At 59.9% G+C, this 21,355-nt stretch carries 18 protein-coding genes; 12 read left to right on the top strand and 6 right to left on the bottom strand.

Going from position 1 to position 21,355, the window contains the following annotated elements; all coding sequences use genetic code 11:
• Window positions 1-10 precede the first annotated feature (10 nt).
• Window positions 11-805: an exodeoxyribonuclease III gene (gene xth / locus ACTJKV_RS16380; RefSeq protein ID WP_113180485.1), complete on the bottom strand. Its 795-nt coding sequence runs from the start codon at window positions 803-805 to the stop codon at window positions 11-13.
• Window positions 806-889: 84 nt separating this feature from the next.
• Complete coding sequence (erpA, locus tag ACTJKV_RS16375; RefSeq protein WP_062424255.1) at window positions 890-1,219, bottom strand: iron-sulfur cluster insertion protein ErpA; 330 nt, start codon at window positions 1,217-1,219, stop codon at window positions 890-892.
• Window positions 1,220-1,394: 175 nt separating this feature from the next.
• Here erpA and ACTJKV_RS16370 point away from each other — a divergent pair, with 175 nt between their 5' ends.
• The 12 genes from ACTJKV_RS16370 to ACTJKV_RS16315 all read left to right on the top strand — a co-directional run bounded on the left by ACTJKV_RS16370 (window position 1,395) and on the right by ACTJKV_RS16315 (window position 15,401).
• Window positions 1,395-2,612 carry a deoxyguanosinetriphosphate triphosphohydrolase gene (locus ACTJKV_RS16370; RefSeq protein WP_274101358.1) on the top strand — a complete coding sequence of 406 codons (1,218 nt, stop codon included), beginning with the start codon at window positions 1,395-1,397 and terminating at the stop codon, window positions 2,610-2,612.
• A 62-nt stretch (window positions 2,613-2,674) separates the two neighbouring features.
• Window positions 2,675-4,432: an arginine--tRNA ligase gene (argS, locus tag ACTJKV_RS16365; RefSeq protein WP_274101356.1), complete on the top strand. Its 1,758-nt coding sequence runs from the start codon at window positions 2,675-2,677 to the stop codon at window positions 4,430-4,432.
• Window positions 4,433-4,500: 68 nt separating this feature from the next.
• On the top strand, window positions 4,501-7,623 hold the full coding sequence (locus ACTJKV_RS16360) for an SPOR domain-containing protein (RefSeq protein ID WP_274101355.1): 3,123 nt from the start codon (window positions 4,501-4,503) through the stop codon (window positions 7,621-7,623).
• Between the two features lie 99 nt (window positions 7,624-7,722).
• Window positions 7,723-8,739 (top strand): beta-N-acetylhexosaminidase, encoded by a 1,017-nt coding sequence (gene nagZ, locus ACTJKV_RS16355; protein ID WP_274101353.1) that lies wholly within the window; start codon window positions 7,723-7,725, stop codon window positions 8,737-8,739.
• Between the two features lie 47 nt (window positions 8,740-8,786).
• On the top strand, window positions 8,787-9,632 hold the full coding sequence (locus ACTJKV_RS16350; RefSeq protein ID WP_274101351.1) for a segregation and condensation protein A: 846 nt from the start codon (window positions 8,787-8,789) through the stop codon (window positions 9,630-9,632).
• Window positions 9,633-9,639: 7 nt separating this feature from the next.
• Entirely contained in the window at window positions 9,640-10,353 is a 714-nt protein-coding gene (scpB, locus tag ACTJKV_RS16345) for an SMC-Scp complex subunit ScpB (RefSeq protein WP_274101836.1), read from the top strand.
• 159 nt (window positions 10,354-10,512) lie between these two features.
• Window positions 10,513-10,725, top strand: coding sequence for a twin-arginine translocase TatA/TatE family subunit (locus ACTJKV_RS16340; RefSeq protein WP_113261070.1), 213 nt, complete (start codon window positions 10,513-10,515; stop codon window positions 10,723-10,725).
• A gap of 89 nt (window positions 10,726-10,814) precedes the next feature.
• Window positions 10,815-11,648 carry a Sec-independent protein translocase protein TatB gene (tatB, locus tag ACTJKV_RS16335; protein WP_440599088.1) on the top strand — a complete coding sequence of 278 codons (834 nt, stop codon included), beginning with the start codon at window positions 10,815-10,817 and terminating at the stop codon, window positions 11,646-11,648.
• Complete coding sequence (tatC, locus tag ACTJKV_RS16330) at window positions 11,645-12,457, top strand: twin-arginine translocase subunit TatC (RefSeq protein WP_062424262.1); 813 nt, start codon at window positions 11,645-11,647, stop codon at window positions 12,455-12,457. The genes tatB and tatC overlap by 4 nt, the downstream gene beginning before the upstream one ends.
• 95 nt (window positions 12,458-12,552) lie before the next feature.
• On the top strand, window positions 12,553-13,836 hold the full coding sequence (serS, locus tag ACTJKV_RS16325) for a serine--tRNA ligase (protein WP_274101347.1): 1,284 nt from the start codon (window positions 12,553-12,555) through the stop codon (window positions 13,834-13,836).
• Between the two features lie 138 nt (window positions 13,837-13,974).
• Window positions 13,975-14,751, top strand: coding sequence for a 5'/3'-nucleotidase SurE (surE, locus tag ACTJKV_RS16320; RefSeq protein WP_313558402.1), 777 nt, complete (start codon window positions 13,975-13,977; stop codon window positions 14,749-14,751).
• Window positions 14,748-15,401 carry a protein-L-isoaspartate(D-aspartate) O-methyltransferase gene (locus ACTJKV_RS16315; protein ID WP_062424265.1) on the top strand — a complete coding sequence of 218 codons (654 nt, stop codon included), beginning with the start codon at window positions 14,748-14,750 and terminating at the stop codon, window positions 15,399-15,401. The genes surE and ACTJKV_RS16315 overlap by 4 nt, the downstream gene beginning before the upstream one ends.
• A gap of 74 nt (window positions 15,402-15,475) precedes the next feature.
• Here ACTJKV_RS16315 and ACTJKV_RS16310 read toward each other — a convergent pair whose 3' ends face one another.
• The 4 genes from ACTJKV_RS16310 to fdhF all read right to left on the bottom strand — a co-directional run bounded on the left by ACTJKV_RS16310 (window position 15,476) and on the right by fdhF (window position 21,353).
• Window positions 15,476-17,128, bottom strand: a complete 1,653-nt coding sequence (locus tag ACTJKV_RS16310; protein WP_440599087.1) for an OFA family MFS transporter — start codon at window positions 17,126-17,128, stop codon at window positions 15,476-15,478.
• Between the two features lie 174 nt (window positions 17,129-17,302).
• The gene (locus tag ACTJKV_RS16305) at window positions 17,303-17,647 is read right to left on the bottom strand and encodes a formate dehydrogenase subunit delta (protein WP_062441549.1); all 345 of its coding nucleotides are present in this window, start codon (window positions 17,645-17,647) and stop codon (window positions 17,303-17,305) included.
• Window positions 17,637-18,461 (bottom strand): formate dehydrogenase accessory sulfurtransferase FdhD, encoded by an 825-nt coding sequence (fdhD, locus tag ACTJKV_RS16300; RefSeq protein WP_113261073.1) that lies wholly within the window; start codon window positions 18,459-18,461, stop codon window positions 17,637-17,639. Before fdhD ends, ACTJKV_RS16305 begins: the two co-directional genes overlap by 11 nt.
• Before the next feature lie 9 nt (window positions 18,462-18,470).
• Complete coding sequence (gene fdhF / locus ACTJKV_RS16295; RefSeq protein ID WP_440599086.1) at window positions 18,471-21,353, bottom strand: formate dehydrogenase subunit alpha; 2,883 nt, start codon at window positions 21,351-21,353, stop codon at window positions 18,471-18,473.
• Window positions 21,354-21,355: the final 2 nt, after the last annotated feature.

Below are 21,355 nucleotides of genomic sequence, written 5' to 3'. Positions count from 1 at the left end.
CGCCGCGATGTCAGGCTGCTTCGAAGTCAAAGTAGCCGGAGACCGGCACGTGGTCGGATGGCTTTTCCCAGGCGCGGACATGTTTCTCGATGGAGACGGAATGCAGCCTGTCTGCTGCTTCCGATGACAGCATCAGGTGGTCAATGCGGATGCCGTTGTTCTTCTGCCAGGCGCCTGCCTGATAGTCCCAGAAGGTGTAAAGCCCGGCCTCGTCGGAGGTGGCGCGGGTGGCATCGGTGAGGCCGAGATTTTCGAACCTTCTGAAAGCCGCGCGTGTCTGCGGCAGGAACAGGGCGTCGCCGGCCCACACCCTTGGGTCATGGCAGTCGAAAGGCTCAGGAATGACGTTGTAGTCGCCGGCCAGAATCAACGGCTCTTCCAGTCGCATCCGCTCTTCGGCAAAGCGGCGCAGCCTCTCCATCCAGGCCAGCTTGTAAGGATACTTCACCGGATCATCCGGCGGGTTGCCGTTCGGCAGATAGAGCGAGCAGACGCGGATGACACCGCCCTGCACGGAAAACACACCTTCGATGAAGCGCGCCTGTTCATCAGCGTCATCACCCGGCAGGCCGCGATTGACCTCATCGGGGCGCATCTTGGAGAGAAGCGCGACCCCATTGAAGCCTTTCTGGCCGTGGGTTTCCACATGGTAGCCCAGCGCTTCGATCTCGAGGCGCGGGAAGTTTTCATCGACGGATTTGATTTCCTGAAGGCAGGCGATATCCGGGCTCGAATCCTTCAGCCATTCGCAAAGGTTTTCGATGCGCGCCTTGACGCCGTTGATGTTCCAGGTGGCAATCTTCATCGCAGGTTCCATTCCGTTTGGACCCTGTTTTACCCGATGAGGCAGCGAAAGCCACCGGTTTTCACTCTTTCAACAGGAAGCGCTCTAGATCGAAAAGCTGGTCCCGCAACCGCAGCTGGCAACCGCGTTGGGGTTCTTGATCTGGAAAGACTGGCCGAGCAGGTTATCGACAAAATCGATTTCGGAACCGGCCATGTAGACGATCGACATGCTGTCAATCAGCACCTTTGCCTCGCCGCGCGATATGACGATATCGTCGTCGGTCGGTGCGCCGTCGAGGTCGAACTTATAGGAAAAGCCGGAACAGCCGCCGCCTTCGACGGATACGCGGAGCGCCTGCTTGCCTGCCTCGGCGGAGACGATCTGGGCGATTCGTTTCGCAGCGGATTCAGAGAGTGTAACGTCTGTGGTCATGTCATTTCTCCAACCGGGGTCAAGAACCGGAGAGCAAAGTTCTGTGTAAGACCGATTATAAACCAGTCAAATTCACCGTCTATAGCGTTACCACCAGCAAACGCGCTTTGCGGCAACCTTCGCGATAGGTATGAAGGGCAGTGTAAAAGGTCAATGGGCCGATGGCAGGACAAAGATGATTATCGATCAACGTGCGTTGGGTTTTGGTAGCGGAGAGAGAGCGGTCTATGCCGCCGATCCATGGACGACGCGCGGGCGCCTGTTTCCTGAGGTCTCCAGCCTGACTCGCTCCGAGTTCCAGCGCGATCGCGACCGCATCGTCCACACGACGGCCTTTCGGCGCCTTAAGCACAAGACGCAGGTGTTTATCAGCCCGGATGGTGATCATTACCGCACGCGTTTGACCCACACGATCGAGGTCGCACAGATTGCCCGCGCCCTTGCCCGTGCCCTGAAGCTGGATGAAGATCTGGCGGAAGGCGTGGCGCTGGTGCATGACTTCGGCCACACGCCCTTCGGTCACACCGGTGAAGATGCGCTGGATGCGGTGTTGAAACCCTATGGCGGCTTCGATCACAACGCCCAGTCACTGCGCATCGTCACCAAGCTCGAGCGGCGCTACGCCGAATATGACGGCATCAACCTGACCTGGGAAACACTTGAAGGTCTGGTCAAGCATAATGGCCCGTTGTTGAATGCGGCGGGTGAGGGGACGCATGGTCCTGTGCCGCTGCCGATCCTCGAATATTGCCAGCTGCAGGATCTGGAGATCGGCACATTTGCCAGCCTGGAGGCGCAAGTCGCAGCCATTGCCGATGACATTGCCTATAATACGCATGACATCGACGATGGTCTGCGTGCAGGTTATCTGACCTTCGATATGCTGGAGGAAGTGCCGTTTCTCTCAAGCCTGATGGCCCAAGTTCGGGCAAAATACCCGTCGCTCGACGACGATCGTTTCGCACATGAGATCATGCGCCGTCAGATCACAAGGATGGTTGAAGATGTGATAGGCGTTGCGCAACAGAATCTTGGCAGTCTAAAGCCGAAAAGTGCGGCCGACATTCGCGCCGCCGACCGCACCATCGCGACCTTTTCGCCGCCGATGGCTCAGACCGACAAGCAGATCAAGAAGCTGCTCTTCGGACATATCTATCGCCACCCGGACATCATGCGCATACGCGCAGGCGCGACACAGATCGTCACCGATCTTTTCCATCGCTACATGGAAACGCCAGCGGAGATGCAAAGCCACTACTGGGTGGACAGCATTCCCGGCATGACCGAGGCTGCCAGAGCCCGCCATGTGGGCGATTATCTGGCCGGCATGACAGACAGTTATGCCCTGAGAACACACCAGCGGCTGTTTGACCATACACCCGATTTGCGATAGGCAGCGCGCAACTGCGAAGCCGATACCCGATGAATGAAAGCCCTTCGCGCAGGTAGATGATCATGAACCTTTTTGCCGATTTTGACGCACGAATCAAAAAAGCTCTCGAGACGATCGATCTCGTCAAAGCCCATCGCGATGCTGTCGATTTTGGCCGTGTCACCGTGGAATCGCCACGCGATCCAAGCCATGGCGATGTCGCGACCAACGCGGCCATGGTGCTGGCAAAGCCACTCGGCACCAATCCGCGCGCGCTGGCTGAACTGATCGTTCCGGCCCTTGAGCAGGATGCCGATGTCGATAGCGTCAATGTTGCCGGTCCCGGTTTCATCAACATTCGCGTATCGGTCGGTTACTGGCAGCGGCTCCTGGCCGGCATGATTTCGCAAGGTCTGGATTTTGGCCGGTCCAAGGTAGGAACGGGTAAGAAGATCAACGTCGAATATGTGTCCGCCAATCCGACAGGTCCGATGCATGTCGGTCACTGCCGCGGCGCTGTCGTCGGCGATACGCTGGCGAACGTGCTCTCCTTTGCCGGCTATGACGTGACCAAGGAGTACTACATCAACGATGCTGGCTCGCAGATCGATGTGCTGGCGAAGTCGGTGTTCCTGCGTTACCGCGAAGCACTCGGTGAAGATGTCGGCACGATTCCGCCCGGTCTTTACCCGGGCGACTATCTCGTTCCCGTTGGAAAGGCACTGGCGGATGAGTACGGCATCAAGCTTCGGACGATGCCGGAAGAACAGTGGCTGCCGATTGTTAAGGACAAGGCAATCGATGCGATGATGGCGATGATCCGTGAGGATCTCGCGGCATTGAACGTCAAGCACGATGTGTTCTATTCCGAGCGGACTCTTCATGCTGGCAATGCCGGCCCGATTCTTTCTGCCATCAACGACCTGACCTTCAAGGGTCATGTCTATAAGGGCACGCTGCCGCCGCCGAAGGGCGAGGTTTCGGAAGATTGGGAAGACCGCGAACAGACGCTCTTCCGCTCGACGGAGGTGGGTGATGATATGGATCGCCCGCTGATGAAGTCAGACGGCACCTACACTTACTTTGCAGCCGACGTCGCCTACTTCAAGGACAAGTACGATCGTGGCTTCTCCGAGATGATTTATGTGCTCGGTGCCGACCACGGCGGTTACGTCAAGCGTCTGGAGGCGGTTGCGCGCGCCGTTTCCGAAGGCAAGTCGAAGCTCACCGTTCTGCTCTGCCAGCTCGTCAAACTTTTCCGTGATGGCGAGCCCGTCAAGATGTCGAAACGCTCCGGCGATTTCGTTACATTGCGGGACGTCGTCGACGAAGTCGGACGCGATCCGGTGCGATTCATGATGCTCTACCGGAAGAATTCGGAGCCCCTGGACTTCGATTTTGCCAAGGTGACCGAGCAATCTAAAGACAATCCGGTATTTTATGTGCAATATGCTCATGCCCGTTGCAAGTCGGTTTTCCGGCAGGCGAACGAGGCGTTTCCGGGGCTGGATCTGGAGGTTTCCGCTCTTTCTTCCGGATCGGTTTTGATTAACGATGTCAATGAGTTGCAGTTGATCGCAAAGCTGGCGGAATATCCGCGTCTGATCGAGTCTGCGGCACAGAATCATGAGCCGCATCGCTTGGCATTTTACCTCTACGATCTGGCCAGTTCCTTCCACGGACACTGGAACAAAGGTAAAGATCAGCCGGAATTACGTTTTGTTAACGATAAAAACCGAGAATTGAGCGTTGCCAGACTAGGGCTGGTGAGTGCTGTCGCAAATGTGCTGAAGTCCGGATTGACGCTTTTGGGAGCGGATGCGCCTGACGAGATGCGATGACATCCCTCACCATTATTTGCTCACAATACGCTGGCAAGTGCTGTGATGCGTAGATGGTGGAACACGTAATGGTCGAAAAAAATGTCGCGTATAACCGAGACACTCGGTCGCAGGAATTCGCTGACAACGATCCCCTGGCTCAATTGGCGCAACTCGTCGCGCAAGAGGATCGTCCTCCCCATGTCGCTCCCCTGGCTGCGCAGAACGCTGCGCCGCCTGCCACGCGCCGGGAGCCGGAATTCAACCTCGAGGATGAGCTGCTTCGCGAGTTCGCCGTCTATGACGCGCCGCGCCACGAGCCCATCGCGCTGGATCCCGCCAACGATGTGCGCGCGCCTGTTCCGGTCAACGAGTTCATGCAGCGGGTTGAATCGGTGTTCTCCCGCCGCGAGCCTGAGCTCGAGCCGGTTGCGCCACAAGTCCCTGCGGGCCATGAAGACTATCTGGTCGCAGAGCACGCTGCACCAGCACCCCGTTCCGATCTGAGAGACGATTTCAGCGACGACCCCCACTCGGTGGCCGCTGTGTTTGATGTCAATCATCGCGACCAAGCACCAGAACCCCTTGAACCGGACTATGCCGCTGCACCCGAGGCCGTCGTAGAAGCTCCGGTCCCTGCTGCTCTTTCACCTGAGCCCCGCGCTTACGAACAGCCGGTCCAGATGCAGCAGCCGGTCGCTGCGCCGCAGCCAGCCACGCAGTACCAGCCAGCCCCTGTTCAGGAGCCGGATTGGGAGCGCATGGCGGAGACGTCCGGAGAGACGGCGATCGATCTCGCCAGCGAACTGGAAATGTCGGTCGCCGATGACGTGCCCTCTCTCCAGCCGACCGCGCCATCGCTGCGCAAGTCCTCGCTCGATTTCTCCAGCCTGCGGTTGCCGCTTGCCAATTTCGGCACGACCCGGGCGACGCCTGTCGCTCCGAAGGCTCAGCCGCAGCCTGCTCCAGCGGCGATCCCAGCCGTTGAACCACGCGCGTCTGTCGCCGATGAATTGACCGCCGATGTGCTCGCAGGTCAGAAGATGTCCGCCATGGACGAGCTGATCTATGACGTTGCACGCTACGAGATCAGCAACAAGAGCGTCGATGCTGCTGCGCCTGTTGCCAGAATGGAGCCGGTCGTCACGGCTGCCCCGATCTTGCCAGCCGTCGAGCCGGTGATCAAAGCCCAGGCCGTCAAGCCAGCGCCTGCACCCGTCCGCGCAGAGCCTGTTTTCGAAACGCCTGTTGCGGCACCAAAGCCAGTCGCACCGCAACCGGTTGTCTCGGCACCTGCCGCGCCTGCGCCGGTCGCTGCTGCCCCTGTCGCTCCAGCCCAGCGTATCTCTGCACCGGTCGCGCCAGCGCCTCGCGCTGAAGCACCGGCTCCCATCGCAGCCCCTTCTGCTGCCGATGACTTCGACGCTTTCAACGACTCTGATTTCGAGCTTGCGCTTGAGGATATCGATTTTGACATCGATTTGTCCGAGATCGCCAATATCGAAGTGGCACCTGCACCCGTCGCCCCGGCTGCGCCTGCCGCCCAACCTGCGCCTGCCCCAAAGTCGGCGCCAGTCATGCAGCCGAAGCCAGCTGCGGCACCGATTGTCGCCGCTGCACCTGTCGCTTCCCGCTCGCAGCCTCAGCCGGTCGTTGAGCGTGCGCGCTACGAGGAACGTCGTCCTGCAGCGCAGCAACCAGTTGCACCTGTCGCGTCGCTGGAAAGCCTGCCTTTCGATCCGAGCCAGATCGGTGAGACCGAGGATGCGCCTGAAACCATCACCGAGTTGGACGTTCCGGAATTGCCCGTTGGCGTTTTCGAGCCGAAGCCGGTTCCGCGCCGTCAGGAAGAAGATCTCGATCTCGACACCGAGCTTGCCTCGCTGTTTGCCTCGCCTGCTTCCGGTGGTCTTGATCGTCACAAGAATGGAGCGCCGCGTCAGGCACAGCCTCAGCCGACACAGGAAGAGGTAGACGAGTTCGAGCGTGCGCTGGAGCAGGACTTCCGCCGCAGCATGCAGGAGGCGGCAGAAGGCCGCCTCGGGTCGCAGACACGCGAAGATGCCGCTCCAGAGCAGCAGGTTCGTTATGCCGAGGATGAGCGCGAAGGCGGTGCCCGTCGTTGGTTCGTCCCAATGGCAGCGGCTGTCGGTCTCCTTCTCGTCGGTGGCGGCACCTACGCGCTGATTGGTGGCGGTTCCTCCCACATGGGTTCGAACGGCGCGCCGGTGATTATCTCCGCCGATAGTGAGCCAACGAAGGTTGTGCCGGAAAATCCGGGTGGTCGCGTCGTACCGAACCAGGACAAGGCGGTTTATGATCGCGTTGCCGGTGCCGCACCGTCTGACCCCAAGCAGCCATCGCTGATCTCGACCAATGAAGAGCCTGTGGATGTCGTGCAGCGCACGCTCATTCCTGAGCAGCTTCCGATGGAAGACGAAGCCGACCAGATGCAGGACGGTACGTCCACACCGGTTGGCGAAACGGAAGATCCGCGTCTGCTCTCCCGTGGCGAGAACACCCAGACCGCAGACCATAACGGTCAGTCCGGCGTGAATGTTTCGCCCCGCAAGGTGCGCACCATGATCGTCAAGCCGGACGGTACGCTTGTTGCACAGGAAGTGCCGGCACCTGCGGCTGAAACACCACAGCAGGATAAGGTCGAAGAACTGGCGGCTCCGGCAACCACGGAAAAGGCACCATCGGTACTCGCCACCTCTCGTGTGCCCGTGACGCCTGAGCAGCCTGCCCAGGCAGCGCAGACCTCGGCTCGTCCGGCACCTGCCGCGGCTCAGCCGGCCCAGACCCAAACGGCTGCACCGCTTCCAGCGGCCCGTCCGTCCAGCCAGCCCGCAAACGTGGTTGCCACCGTAACCAATCAGGGTAACGTCCGTCCTGCGGCACCGGCCCAGCCTGCTCAGCAGACGGCGTCCGCTGCTCCTGCAGCGGCAACCAGCACGCCGTCTTCGGGTGGCTATTACATCCAGATCGCATCTCTGCCGAGCCAGGCAGAAGCGCAGAAGTCCTATCAGAACATGTCGGCGAAGTTCGGCTCTGTCATCGGTGGACGTGGTGTAGACATCAAGGCTGCCGAAATTGCCGGCAAGGGCACGTTCTACCGTGTTCGCATCCCCGCTGGTGACAAGAACGAAGCGGCGGCATTGTGCGAACGCTTCCGCTCTGCTGGCGGCAGCTGCCTCGTCGCCCGCTGATCGCGAAACTCAAATCCAAAAGCCGGGATGGTCACGCCGTCCCGGCTTTTTTCGTAACTGATATCGATTGCACGTGCCCTCATCGACAGGACCCATACCATGACTGAATCGAAAGCTATGATCCTTGGCTGCAGCGGCTTGACGCTGACACAGGAGGAGATCGCCCTCTACAAGGCGGAGCAGCCTTGGGGTTTCATTCTCTTCGGTCGTAATATCGGTGACGCGCAGCAGATTACCGATCTGGTGGCCTCCATGCGTGAGGCGGTCGGTCGCCCGGACGCGCCGGTCCTGATCGATCAGGAAGGTGGGAGGGTCCAACGCATTCGCCCGCCGATCCTTCAGTCCTACCCGAACGCCCAGGCCTTGGGCGCGATCTATCTGCGCGATCGTGAGCAGGGTCTGCGCGCCGCCTGGCTGATGTCTCGCCTGCACGCCTTCGATCTCATGCGCTTTGGCATCAATGTGGATTGCCTGCCCGTTCTCGATGTTCCGGTGGAAGGCGCGAGCAATGTCATCGGCAACCGCGCTTACGGCTTCGATCCGAAGATGGTCTCGGACATGGGGCAGGCGGCTGCTGACGGTCTGAAGGCCGGCGGGATGCTGCCGGTGATGAAGCACATTCCAGGCCATGGACGCGGCATGGTGGATTCGCATCATGAACTACCGGTGGTGGACGTGCCGCTGGATGATCTCGATGCGCATGACTTCGTCCCGTTCCGTGCCTTGAACAAGGAACTGATGGGCATGAGCGCGCATCTGGTTTTCAATGCCATTGATCCCGAGCGCCCCGCCACGACGTCCCGCAAGGTGATCGAGGAGATCATTCGCGGACGCATCGGTTTTGACGGACTGCTGATGTCGGATGATAGTTCGATGAACGCATTGAAGGGGACGCTTGGCGAGCGCGCTGCCAATATTGTTGCGGGCGGTTGCGATATAGTCTTGCATTGCAACGGCGTGATGAGTGAAATGCTTCAGGTCGTGAAGGAAGTTCCCCCTCTCAGAGGCCGGTCACTGGAACGCGCCAAGGCCGTCGAAGCGGGTTTCCCCGCTGCAGACGATGCCGATGAGGCAAGCTTGAGAGACGAATTCAACGCCATGCTGGCGGTTGCCTGATCCGCTGAGCGGGCAGAGCGCCAGCGAAAGGCCCGACAGACGAGACGATGGCAGCAGAGAAATCGCGCGGCGGCACGCCGATGGACAAGCTCTGGCAGGATGTGACGCCAGAGCGTGCGACAGGCGAGGCAGCATTGATGATCGATGTGGCGGGCTTTGAGGGCCCGCTCGATCTGTTGCTGCACCTGGCTCGCGTTCAGAAGGTCGATCTCTCCCGCATTTCCGTTTTGGCGCTGGCGGAGCAATATCTACAATTCGTCGAAACCGCGCGCCGGGTCCGCATCGAACTTGCTGCCGATTACCTGGTCATGGCGGCCTGGCTCGCCTTTCTCAAATCCAAGCTGCTGATCCCGCAACAGAGCAAGGATGAAGGCCCAACGGGCGAGGAAATGGCGGCGACGCTGGCCTTCCGCCTCAAGCGTCTGGAAGCCATGCGCGACGCCGCCGAGAGGCTGGTGAACCGCAATCAACTCGGCCGCGATATCTTCGCCCGTGGTGCGCCGGAGCATATTCCCCATCGCAGTCGTTCCGCATTCGAGGCGAGCCTTTACGACCTGCTGAGCGCCTATGCGATGCTTCGCCAGCGCCAGGCGATCACGCAGGTGACAATCGAGAAACGCCAGGTCTGGTCTCTGGTGGAAGCGCGTGAGTTGCTGACCTCTATGCTCGGTGAAATCGGCGAATGGACGGAGCTTGACCGGTATCTCCTGCAATATGTTCCCGATCCCTCGATGCGCGCGACGGCCATAGCCAGTGCCTTTGCAGCGTCGCTGGAACTGGTGCGGGAAGGATCGCTGGAGATTCGGCAGGATGGAGCGTTTCAACCGATCTTCATGCGTAAAGGCTCTGGTAGAGCGCGGGAACGTTCTGAAAGGGCCGATGATGTCGAATGATGTGGATATGGACGGCGGCGTTTCTGACGAGGGTGCAGAGATCGGCGGCGGCACGGTTGCGGAGCGTCTTGAAAGAGAGGCGGAGCGCATTGCTGAAGCCCTGGTCTTCGCCTCAGCGCAGCCCGTGTCGGAAGCCTTCATCGCTGAGCGCATCCCGCGCGGTGTCGATGTGCCGCTTTTGATGAACCGGCTGAAGCAGGTCTACGCAACACGTGGCGTCAATCTCGTGCAGGTCGGCGGCAACTGGGCCTTCCGCACGGCGGGCGATCTTTCCTTCGTCATCCATGTCGATGAAAAGGAACCGAAGAAGCTTTCGCGTGCCGCACTCGAAGTATTGGCGATCATCGCCTATCATCAGCCCGTCACGCGCGCCGAGATCGAGGATATACGCGGTGTTCAGACCTCGCGCGGGACTTTGGATGTGCTGATGGAGGCGGGGTGGGTGCGCTTTCGAGGACGCCGCCGCACCCCTGGACGTCCGGTGACCATGGGAACGACGGTGGAGTTTCTGGATCACTTCGGCCTTGAGGAGTTGCGCGACTTGCCGGGCCTCGATGAACTGAAGGGAGCGGGGCTGCTGTCCGGCCGCATTCCGCCGAATTTCGGCATTCCCGTGCCGTCGATGAGTGACGAATTGACCGAGGACGAGGACCCGATCACGCAGCTCGATCTCGAAGAACTGGGGCTGCTTGCCCCCCGCGGTGGCGACGTAGACGATTGATTTTGTTGCGGCTGCGGGGCGATCACGTAGATGTGTCGATATGCTGCTGCATCACAGCATTTCTCGCTGGCTTACTTTGTTGAATAGCCATTTTGTTGTTTGAAAAAGCCATTCAAACGGCTTACATCGTTTCAAAGCAAAATTCAGGGAGTTTGCGTTATGGGTTCTTTTAGTGTTTGGCACTGGCTGATCGTTCTGGTGATCGTGCTGGTTCTGTTCGGCCGGGGCAAGATTCCCGAATTGATGGGGGATGTCGCAAAGGGCATCAAGAGCTTCAAGAAGGGCATGGCTGATGACGATACCACGCCACCGCCTGCCGACACCAATGTCAATGCCAAGACGGTCGATCACAAGGCTGACGAGATCAAGTAATTGATCCGGGGTAGGACGGTCACGTCTTTGCCCTGGTCGTCGGGACTTGAGGATCATGGCGCGTTGTTGCGCGTGTCGGGAGCTTTTTGATGTTTGATATCGGCTGGAGCGAGCTGCTGGTGATTGCGATCGTCCTGATCGTGGTTGTTGGCCCGAAAGACTTGCCGCCCATGATCCGCGCCTTCGGCAAGACGATGGCCGGCTTCCGCAAGATGGCGGGTGATTTTCGCGCGCAGTTCGATGAGGCCATGAAAGAGGCCGACATGGACGACGTGCGCCAGACGATCGCCGATGTCCGCAATCTAAACCCGACAAATTCCCTGCGCGATGCGATGAACCCTTTGCGTCAGCTCGGTAATGACATCCGCTCCGATCTGCAGAAGGCGGCAACGCCTTCTGGACCGGCAACCAGCGCCCCGGTCGATGCCCCGGATGTCACCCTGTCCGGTCCGGAGATGACGTTGCCCGACGTCCCGCCGCCTGCTTTGACGCCTGCGCCGATCGCCGCCGCACCGATGGCTCCAGCGCCCGTTGTTGCGCAAGCAACGCCGGTCGTAGATCCGGTTGCCGAGAAGCCGAAGCGGAGCCGCAAGGCTGCCGCGAAAACCACGCAGGAAGTCGAAGCCGAGGCGGTCGCTGCGAAGCCGAAACGCGCGCCGCGCACGATTTCGGCCAAGGCCGATGCGAAGAAGCCGAAGGTCTCTTCCATCGCTGAAATGCAGGCGGAGCCCGCAATTTCTCCTGCGCTGACGGACGTTGCGGCCAAAGCTGCGAAACAGACGTCAGCAAAGGCTGCGGATAAAAAGGTCGCATTCGCTACCGCGCCAAAGCCGAAGGCGGCGCGCACCAAGCCCGACGCCACCATGGCTGCCGAGCCAGCCAAGAAAGCAAGAACGGCCAAGGCCAAGAAGGATGAAGTATGAGTGAGGATATCGAGGATAAGCCGCAGCCGCTTATCGAACACCTCATGGAATTGCGCACGCGGCTGATCTGGTCGCTGGGGGCATTTTTCGTGGCCTTTCTGGCCTGCTTCGCCATGGCCAAGCACCTGTTCAACCTCCTCGTCATCCCCTACAAATGGGCGGTGATCTGGGCAGGGCTGGACGTCGCCAAGTCCTCGCTGATCTATACGGCCCCCCAGGAATTCTTCTTCACTCAGATCAAGGTTGCCATGTTCGGCGCCATGGTGATTTCCTTCCCGGTGGTGGCGTCGCAGCTTTACAAGTTTGTCGCGCCCGGTCTCTACAAGAACGAGCGCGCTGCCTTCCTGCCGTTCCTGATCGCATCGCCCCTGCTGTTTCTGCTTGGTGGCGCGCTGGTCTACTTTTTCTTCACGCCCATGGTCATGTGGTTCTTCCTCGCCATGCAGCAGCTGCCGGAAGACGGCGAGGTCGCAATTTCACTGATGCCGAAGGTTTCTGAGTATCTCAGCCTCATCATGACGCTGGTTCTGTCCTTCGGTCTCGTGTTCCAGCTGCCGGTCGTCACCACGCTTCTGGCGCGTGTCGGATTGCTGACCAGCGACTGGCTGAGAGAGAAGCGCAAATTCGCGATCGTCGCTGCCTTCGTCGTGGCCGCCGTTCTGACGCCACCCGATCCGATGTCCCAGATCGGTCTTGCCTTGCCAGCGATCCTTCTCTACGAGGTTTCCATCTATATGGCTCGACTCGTGGAGAAGAAACGCGCTGCCGAAAACGCTGGCCGGGAGCTTGACGGTCCCGAAGAGGCGTGACGGCTTCTTGAGTTCTTTCTTCAGACGCCGGGTCATTTGTCCCGGCGTTTTGTTTTTCAACAAGCAAAGACGTAAAACCACGGTCTGGAACCACGATGCACGATATTAAATGGATACGCGACAACCCTGAAGCTTTCGATGCGGCGCTGGCAAAGCGCGGAGCCGAACCTCAGTCCGCGAGCCTGATTGCGCTCGACGAGAAGCGCCGCTCCGTTATCCAGACGTTGCAGGATATGCAATCCCGCCGCAACACCGCCTCCAAGGAAATCGGTGCGGCGATGGCGCAGAAGAATGCTGAGCTTGTGGAGAAGCTGAAGGCAGAAGTTGCCGACATCAAGGACAGCATGCCGAAGCTGGAAGACGAGGACCGTCAGGTTACCAGCCAGTTGAACGATGCCCTGTCGCGCATCCCCAATATCCCGCTGGACGATGTGCCGGTCGGCAAGGATGAGAACGACAACGTCGTGACCCGCGTCGTCGGCCAGAAACCCGGCTGGAACCACGAAGCCAAGGAGCATTTCGAGATCGGCGAAGCGCTTGGCTACATGGATTTCGACCGTGCGGCAAAGCTTTCCGGCTCGCGCTTCACGGTTCTCACGAGCCAGATTGCTAGACTGGAGCGTGCGCTTGGTCAGTTCATGATCGATCTACATACAAGCGAGCATGGCTATACGGAAGTGTCGTCGCCGCTGATGGTACGCGCCGAAACGCTGTATGGAACGGGCAATCTTCCGAAGTTCGAAGAAGACCTCTTCAAGACGACGGATGGACGATACCTGATCCCGACCGCTGAAGTGACGTTGACAAATCTGGTCGCTGGCGAAATCCTCGATCAGGAGAAATTGCCGCTTCGTTTCACGGCGCTCACCCCATCGTTCCGTTCGGAAGCGGGCTCTGCGGGTCGCGATACGCGCGGCATGTTGCGCCAGCACCAGTTCTGGAAGTGCGAACTCGTCTCGATTACCGATGCGGAAAGCTCGATCGCCGAGCATGAGCGCATGACGGCCTGTGCTGAAGAGGTGCTGAAGCGTCTTGGCCTGCATTTCCGCACCATGACGCTGTGCACCGGCGACATGGGCTTTGGCGCGCGCAAGACCTATGACCTCGAAGTCTGGCTTCCAGGCCAGAACACCTATCGCGAAATCTCGTCCTGCTCCGTCTGTGGTGACTTCCAGGCACGGCGCATGGATGCGCGCTATCGCGGTAAGGGCGACAAGGCTACGAAGTTCGTTCATACGCTGAACGGTTCGGGCACGGCCGTCGGGCGTTGCCTGATCGCGGTTCTGGAAAACTATCTTAACGACGACGGCTCTGTGACCATTCCGGACGTGTTGTTGCCTTACATGGGTGGCTTGACTCGGATCGAGAAGGCAGCCTGAGCTTCGATATAGACTCCTGCGTCGACGGCGCAGGAGTACTTCATCTCTGCCCGGAGGAGAGCGTCTGTCCAGCAAGACATTTGGTTGAGCGGAGACGGGCGCTGTGTGCTGTAGAACGAACCGATGAGGGAGACGACCATGCGGATTTTGCTGACCAACGATGATGGCATCCATGCCGAGGGGCTGGCAGCGCTTGAGCGCATTGCCCGCACGCTCTCGGACGATGTCTGGATCGTCGCGCCGGAAACCGACCAGAGCGGTCTTGCACATTCCCTGACGCTTTCCGAGCCGCTTCGCCTGCGCAAGATTTCCGACAAGCACTATGCGCTTCGCGGCACGCCGACAGACTGCGTGATCATGGGCATTCGTGAAGTTCTGCCCGGCAAGCCCGATCTCGTTCTCTCCGGCGTCAATTCCGGCGCCAACATGGCCGATGATGTGACCTATTCGGGTACGATTGCCGGCGCTATCGAAGGTACGCTGCAAGGTGTGCGTTCCTTCGCGCTTAGCCAGGCCTATGCCTATACGGGTAATGCCGAGCGGATCGTTCCATGGGAGGTCGCCGAAACCTATGCGCCAGATCTCATCCGCAAGCTGAGCGAGATCGATTTACCGGATGGCACATTCCTCAATCTCAACTTTCCGAATTGCCCACCGAAAGACGTGCAGGGCGTGAGCGTCACGGGGCAAGGCAAGCTCGATTTTGGGCTGACGGTAGAGCAGCGCCAGGACGGCCGCGGCCTTCCTTACTACTGGCTGCGCTTCGGGGAGCGGCTCGGAAACTTCATGGAGGGCACAGATATCCATGCCGTCAAGAACAACAAGATTTCCGTAACACCTCTCAAGCTTGACCTTACCGACTACACAGTCAAGGATCGGATCGCCAAGGCACTTGGATTCGGAGTGAACGATTGAAATCCCCCATGGTGGAGAAAGAAGGCTTTGCCGCTCTCGTCCTGAGGCTGCGGGCCGAAGGCATTTCCGATCTCGATCTCCTTACCGCTGTCGAGCAGACGCCCCGCTCTCTCTTCGTCCCGGCACCGCTTGCGGCGGATGCTTATTCCAGCCGCACCATCCCGATCGACTGCGGAGCCTTCATGGAAGGTGCCGATATGGCGGTCAAGATCATCTCCCGGCTTCAGGTCAAGCCCGGCCAGCGCGTGCTTGAAATCGGCACCGGCAGCGGCTTCATGACGGCGGTGCTTGGGCGCAGAGTGGAGCGCGTGCTCTCGGTTGAGCGCTACAAGACGCTGGTTCAAGCGGCACAGAACCGGATGGATGATCTCAGCATTCGTAACGTTGTGATCCGTCAGGCCGACGGCTCCAACGGCCTTGTCGGCGAGGGCACATTCGACCGTATCGTCTCCACTGCTGCCTTTTCTGCCATGCCACGCTTTTTCACCGAGCAGATCGTGTCTGGCGGCATGATGATTGCACCGATCATTCTAGAAGACGGTCGCTGCGTGATGACCCGTTTCTCCAAGACTGGCAGCCGTTTCGAGCGCGAGGAGTTGTTCGAGACGCCTTATTTGCCGATCGAATCCCATATCGCGACCTACCTGTAGAACGCCGGGGCAAACTGGCAAAAAAAGAGCCGACTTTCGCCAGCTCTTAGTGGTCTTTGAGATCCGTCGGCAACTTACCCGAAGAGCGCAAAGCTGCTCTTCAGCGTCACCCATACGCCCCACAGAAGCGGGAGGCCAACAGCGGCCCAGGCGAGAGCTGCCTTGCCGTCGAAACCGCCCTTGCCGATGCCGAAGGAACCGGTCGGGCCGGCATTTGCGGCTGCGGTCTTGGCCTGGAGCGAGGCGACTTCCTCATCCGACATGAACCACTTGTCGGAGAGCGGCTTGACGAATGCGTTTGCGATGAGGCCAAGCGCCAGCATACCGGCAAGAATATACATGGTGCTGGTATAGAGGGCCGGCCCCGGCGCTACACCGGCGGCGATCTGCGCCTCACGGATATAGTTGACCACGACCGGACCGACGATGCCGGCCGTTGCCCAGGCGGTCAGCAGGCGACCGTGGATGGCACCAACGAATTGCGTGCCGAAGATGTCTGCCAGATAGGCTGGAATGGTGGCGAAACCGCCGCCATACATCGACAGGATAATGCCGAAGGCGAGGACGAAGAGAGCCTTGGAGCCCATCAGAGCAAGCGTGGGTGCCAGCGCATAGAGGATGATGCCGAGGATGAAGAAGCAGAAGTAGGTGTTCTTTCTGCCGATCTTATCGGACATAGAAGCCCAGAAGAAACGACCACCAATGTTGAAGAGCGACAGAAGCCCGGTGAAGCCTGCGGCGATTGCCGCAATCTGTGCCTTCTGCGCGGCATCAAGATCGGCAAAGGCAACGCCTGGCTGACCGATCAAGGAGCCAGCGAAGATTTCCTGCAGCATGGGCGAGGCCATGCCGATGACGCCGATACCGGCGGAGACGTTAAGGCAGAGAACTGCCCAGATCAACCAGAACTGCTTGGTCTTGTGAGCATCACGCAGATGCACATGACGCGTCGTGATCATCGCGCTTTTGGCAGCCGGCGGCGTCCAGCCTTCGGGGCGCCAGCCAGCCGGTGGTATGCGGTAGCCGAAAGCACCTGCCATCATGAAGACGAAATAGATCAACGCCATCACGACGAAGGTCTGCCACACGCCGACCGTCGTATCGGTCTTAAAATAGCCCATCAGCAGGTTGGCAAGTGGAGCGCCGATCATTGCGCCGCCACCAAAACCCATGATGGCCATGCCGGTTGCCATGCCGCGCCGGTCCGGGAACCACTTGATCAGGGTCGAGACGGGAGAGATGTAACCAAGACCAAGACCCACGCCGCCAATCACGCCAGCACCAAGCCACATCAGCCACAACTGATGGGTCATAACGCCGAGCGCTGCAACGAGAATACCGCCGCACCAGCAGCAGGCGGAGACGAAGCCGGCTTTGCGCGGGCCGACCCGCTCCAGCCAGCCGCCCCAGATGGCCGCCGAGCAGCCGAGCAGAACGAAGAAGAGCGTGTAGATCCATCCAAGGTCCGCCACGCGCCAATTGCAGGCGGTGGTGAAGAGAGCGCCGACGAGCGTCAGGCTTGAGCAGCTCGGATCGGTGGCCGGAAGGGCTCGCGACAAAGGCAGCCAGAACACGCTGAAGCCATAGGCCATGCCGATGCACAGATGGATTGCCAGTGCGGCTGGCGGAACCAGCCACCGGTTGAAACCGGGTTTGGCGATAATTCGCTCTCGATCAAGAAGACCGGTCCCCGCCATGCCTCCTCCGCTTACGTCTGCAACTGCCATCGACAATACCTCCCTCTTTGGAATGTCAGGACAACGTCAAATGCTCTCGCTCATACGTGATGAGCGGGCATCGATGAAAAAGGGGAAGCCGGGCTGATCAGAGACCCGTCTTCCAGGATGTAGGTTTCGACCTCATATTGGCGTGCGCAAATACCGTGCGCTTTCGGTCCACCTTCACGCCGCGCCGGAAGGAACGCTGGGTTCCGACAGAGATTCTCCAGCAATCGGACCTTTGCCTCCCGGCGCACCCTTTGCTGCGTCTTCCCCCAGGCCGACCGCCTGCGTGGTTGGGTCTCCCGGCCGCTTGATTTTTGCCGATGCCGTCACGACGAGCGGCAGGAAGCCGTCTGCGCCATTGTCGATCATTTCGAAGAAGCGCCGCCGCATGCGCGGCTCCCAGAACTTGTTGATGTGCGTGGCCACCCCATCCACCTGCACGTCCTGCGGCTGTGATGTGAAGAATGTGGCGATCTGGTTTGCCATGCGGATCAGCTTCTCATCTGTGTGGCTAAGCGACATGACTGTTCTCCCCGGAAGCCAGACGGTCGGGTCTGGTAAACACTTCAAACTCATCACCACGGGCGATACCGATCAGGCTGATACCGGCCTCTTCTGCCGTCTCGATGGCGAGTGCGGTCGGCGCCGAAATCGCAACGAGGACCGGGCATCCGAGAAGGGCCGTTTTCTGCACCATTTCGACGGAGAGACGGCTGGTGACGACCACGATGCCATCGGCTGCCGGACGTCCGGAGCGAAGGATCGCACCGGAGAGCTTGTCCAGAGCATTGTGCCGCCCGACATCTTCTCGCACCGCGACGATGCCGTTCTCTGGCCTGTAGAAACCCGCGCCGTGTACCGCACGTGTTTCGCGATTGAGGTTTTGCCCATCGCCAAGCAGGCGAATGGCTTCGCTGATCTGCCTCGGCATGAGGCGGGCCGCCGGATCTTTGACCGTTGCGACCTTGCGGGTTGCCTGCTCGATCGACTCGATACCGCAGAGACCACAGCCAACCGGTCCTGCCATGCGCCGGCGGCGCGCCACCAGCGCGTCGGCTGTCGTATCCTTCAGCGTAATCTGCACGTCGATCCCGCGACCCGCTTCAACCAGATCGACCTCGAGGATATCCTCCGCCGACGTCACGATTTCCTCCGCCAGCGAAAAACCATAGGCGAAGTCGATGAGGTCTGTCGGCGTTGCCATCATCACCGCATGGGTGGAGCCTCCATAGGAGAAGGCGACCGGTACTTCCTCCGGGACGATGCGGTGGCCCGCCTCCATTCGCCCCTGTCGGAAGCGCCATTCGTCGATCGTTCGGCTCGGTTTCTGCTGCATTCTCCGATCCTATTCCGCCGCGTCGAGTTTCGCCACGATTCGGCGCGACTGGCGGGAGAATTCCTCATAATCTTCCTGCCACTCCGTCGGACCGTTGGACGGCGAGACCTGAACCGCCGTTACCTTGTATTCCGGACAGTTGGTCGCCCAGTCGGAGAAATCCGTGGTGATGACATTGGCCTGCGTGTCTGGATGGTGGAAGGTCGTATAGACGACGCCCGGCGCAACACGGTCGGTGATCAGCGCCCGAAGCGTCGTGTCGCCTGAGCGGCTGGCGAGCTTGATCCAGTCACCTTCCTTGATGCCCCGCTGCTCGGCGTCGTGAGGATGAATTTCCAGCCGGTCCTCCTCGTGCCAGACGACGTTTTCCGTCCGTCGCGTCTGCGCGCCAACATTGTACTGCGACAGGATACGACCTGTCGTCAGCAGCAATGGGAAGCGAGGGCCCGTGCGCTCGTCGGTCGCCACATATTCGGTGCGAATGAACTTGCCCTTGCCGCGGACGAAGCCGTCGACATGCATGATGGGTGAGCCGAGCGGGAATTTCTCGTTGCAAGGCCATTGGACCGAGCCGTGCTTCTCCAGATAGTCGTAGGAAACACTGGCAAAGCTTGGCGTTGTTGCTGCGATCTCGTCCATGATCTCGGATGGATGGGTGTAGTTCCAATCTAGCCCCATCGCCTGGGCGAGCTTCTGCGTTACCTCCCAATCAGCATAGCCATTTTTCGGGCTCATCACCTTGCGCACGCGATTGATGCGGCGTTCGGCATTGGTGAAGGTGCCGTCCTTTTCGAGGAACGTCGATCCCGGCAGGAAGACATGGGCGTAGTTTGCCGTCTCGTTGAGGAAGAGGTCGTGCACCACGACACATTCCATGGCAGCGAGTCCTGCAGACACATGCTTGGTGTCAGGATCGGACTGCAGAATGTCCTCACCCTGAATGTAGATGCCCTTGAACGACCCTTCGACAGCGGCATCCAGCATGTTGGGGATGCGCAAGCCCGGCTCATTGTTGAGCGTCACGCCCCATAGCTTCTCGAAAGTCTCGCGCGTGGCGTCGTCCGAGATGTGACGATAGCCCGGCAGTTCGTGGGGGAAAGAGCCCATGTCGCAGGAGCCCTGGACGTTGTTTTGACCACGCAGCGGGTTCACGCCAACGCCCGGACGACCGATATTGCCGGTCGCCATGGCCAGATTGGCAATTGCCATGACGGTCGTCGAGCCCTGACTGTGTTCGGTGACGCCAAGACCGTAATAGATGGCGCCATTGCCGCCGCGGGCATAAAGACGCGCAGCACCGCGAAGCTCTGCTGCCGGAACGTTGGTGAACTTTTCCGTTTCTTCCGGGCTATGCTCGTCTTCGGACACGAAGGCCGCCCAGTCCTCGAATTCGGACCAATCGCAACGTTCGCGAATGAAGGCTTCGTTGAAGAGACCTTCGGTGACGATGACGTGGGCAAGTGCGGTCAGCACCGCAACGTTCGTGCCGGGCTTGAGCGGCAGATGGAAGGCAGCCTCCACATGCGGCGTGCGCACAAGGTCGATGCGGCGCGGATCGATGACGATCAGCTTGGCGCCCTGGCGCAGCCGCTTCTTCAGCCGGGAGCCGAAGACCGGGTGGCCGTCCGTGGGGTTCGCGCCAATGACAAGCACGACGTCAGACTGTTCGACACTATCGAAGTTCTGCGTGCCGGCAGATGTGCCGAAGGCCTGGCCGAGGCCATAGCCGGTTGGCGAATGGCAGACGCGGGCGCAGGTATCGACATTGTTGTTGCCGAAGCCAGCGCGGATCAGCTTCTGCACCAGATAGGTCTCTTCATTGGTGCAGCGCGAGGAGGTGATGCCGCCAATCGAGTCCTTCCCGTACTGGTTCTGGATGCGACGGAATTCGGACGCCACATGGGAGTATGCCTCTTCCCACGTCACCTCGCGCCAGGGATCGGTGATTTTTTCGCGGACCATCGGATTGAGGATGCGGTCCTTGTGGCTGGCATAGCCATAGGCAAAGCGGCCCTTGACGCAGGAATGGCCACGATTTGCCTGTCCATCCTTCCACGGCACCATACGGACCAGCTCTTCGCCGCGCATTTCCGCCTTGAAGGAGCAGCCCACGCCACAATAGGCGCAGGTGGTGACCAGTGAATGTTCTGGCTGACCAATGGCGATCACGGATTTTTCCGTCAGTGTCGCCGTCGGACAGGCCTGAACACAGGCGCCACAGGAGACGCATTCGGAATCGAGGAAGGCTTCATGCGCACCGGGCGACACGCGGCTGTCGAAGCCGCGCCCTTCGATGGTCAGCGCGAAGGTTCCCTGTACGTCTTCGCAGGCGCGGACGCAGCGTGAGCAGACGATGCACTTTGACGGATCGTAGGTGAAGTAGGGGTTCGACTCGTCCTTCGGCATCCACTGCGCGTTGATGCCGCCATCAGTCGAGCGCGCCTTGACGTGGTTGTCGCCCTCATAGCCATAGCGCACATCACGCAGGCCAACCGCACCTGCCATGTCCTGCAACTCGCAATCGCCATTGGCCGCACAGGTCAGACAGTCGAGCGGGTGGTCGGAGATGTAGAGTTCCATCACCCCCTTGCGGATCTGCTTCAACCGTTCCGTTTGTGTGTGGACGACAAGGCCTGGGGCAACCGGCGTGGTGCAGGAGGCGGGGGTGCCGTTTCGACCCTCCACCTCCACCAGACAGAGGCGGCAGGAGCCGAATGCGTCGACCATATCGGTGGCGCAGAGTTTCGGAACCTGGATACCCGCTTCCATGGAGGCGCGCATGATGGAAGTGCCGGCAGGCACAGTAATTTCGCGACCATCGATGGTCAGCGTCACCACGTCCGTGGATTTGGAGGCCGGAGTGCCGTAATCGATTTCGTGAACAAGGGTCATGG

Origin of the sequence: Agrobacterium sp. 22117, assembly GCF_052045735.1 — a bacterium.
Taxonomy (GTDB): Bacteria; Pseudomonadota; Alphaproteobacteria; order Rhizobiales; family Rhizobiaceae; genus Agrobacterium; species Agrobacterium cavarae.
Note: the sequence above shows the minus strand (reverse complement) of the source record. Positions and strands in the feature narration are given on the sequence as shown.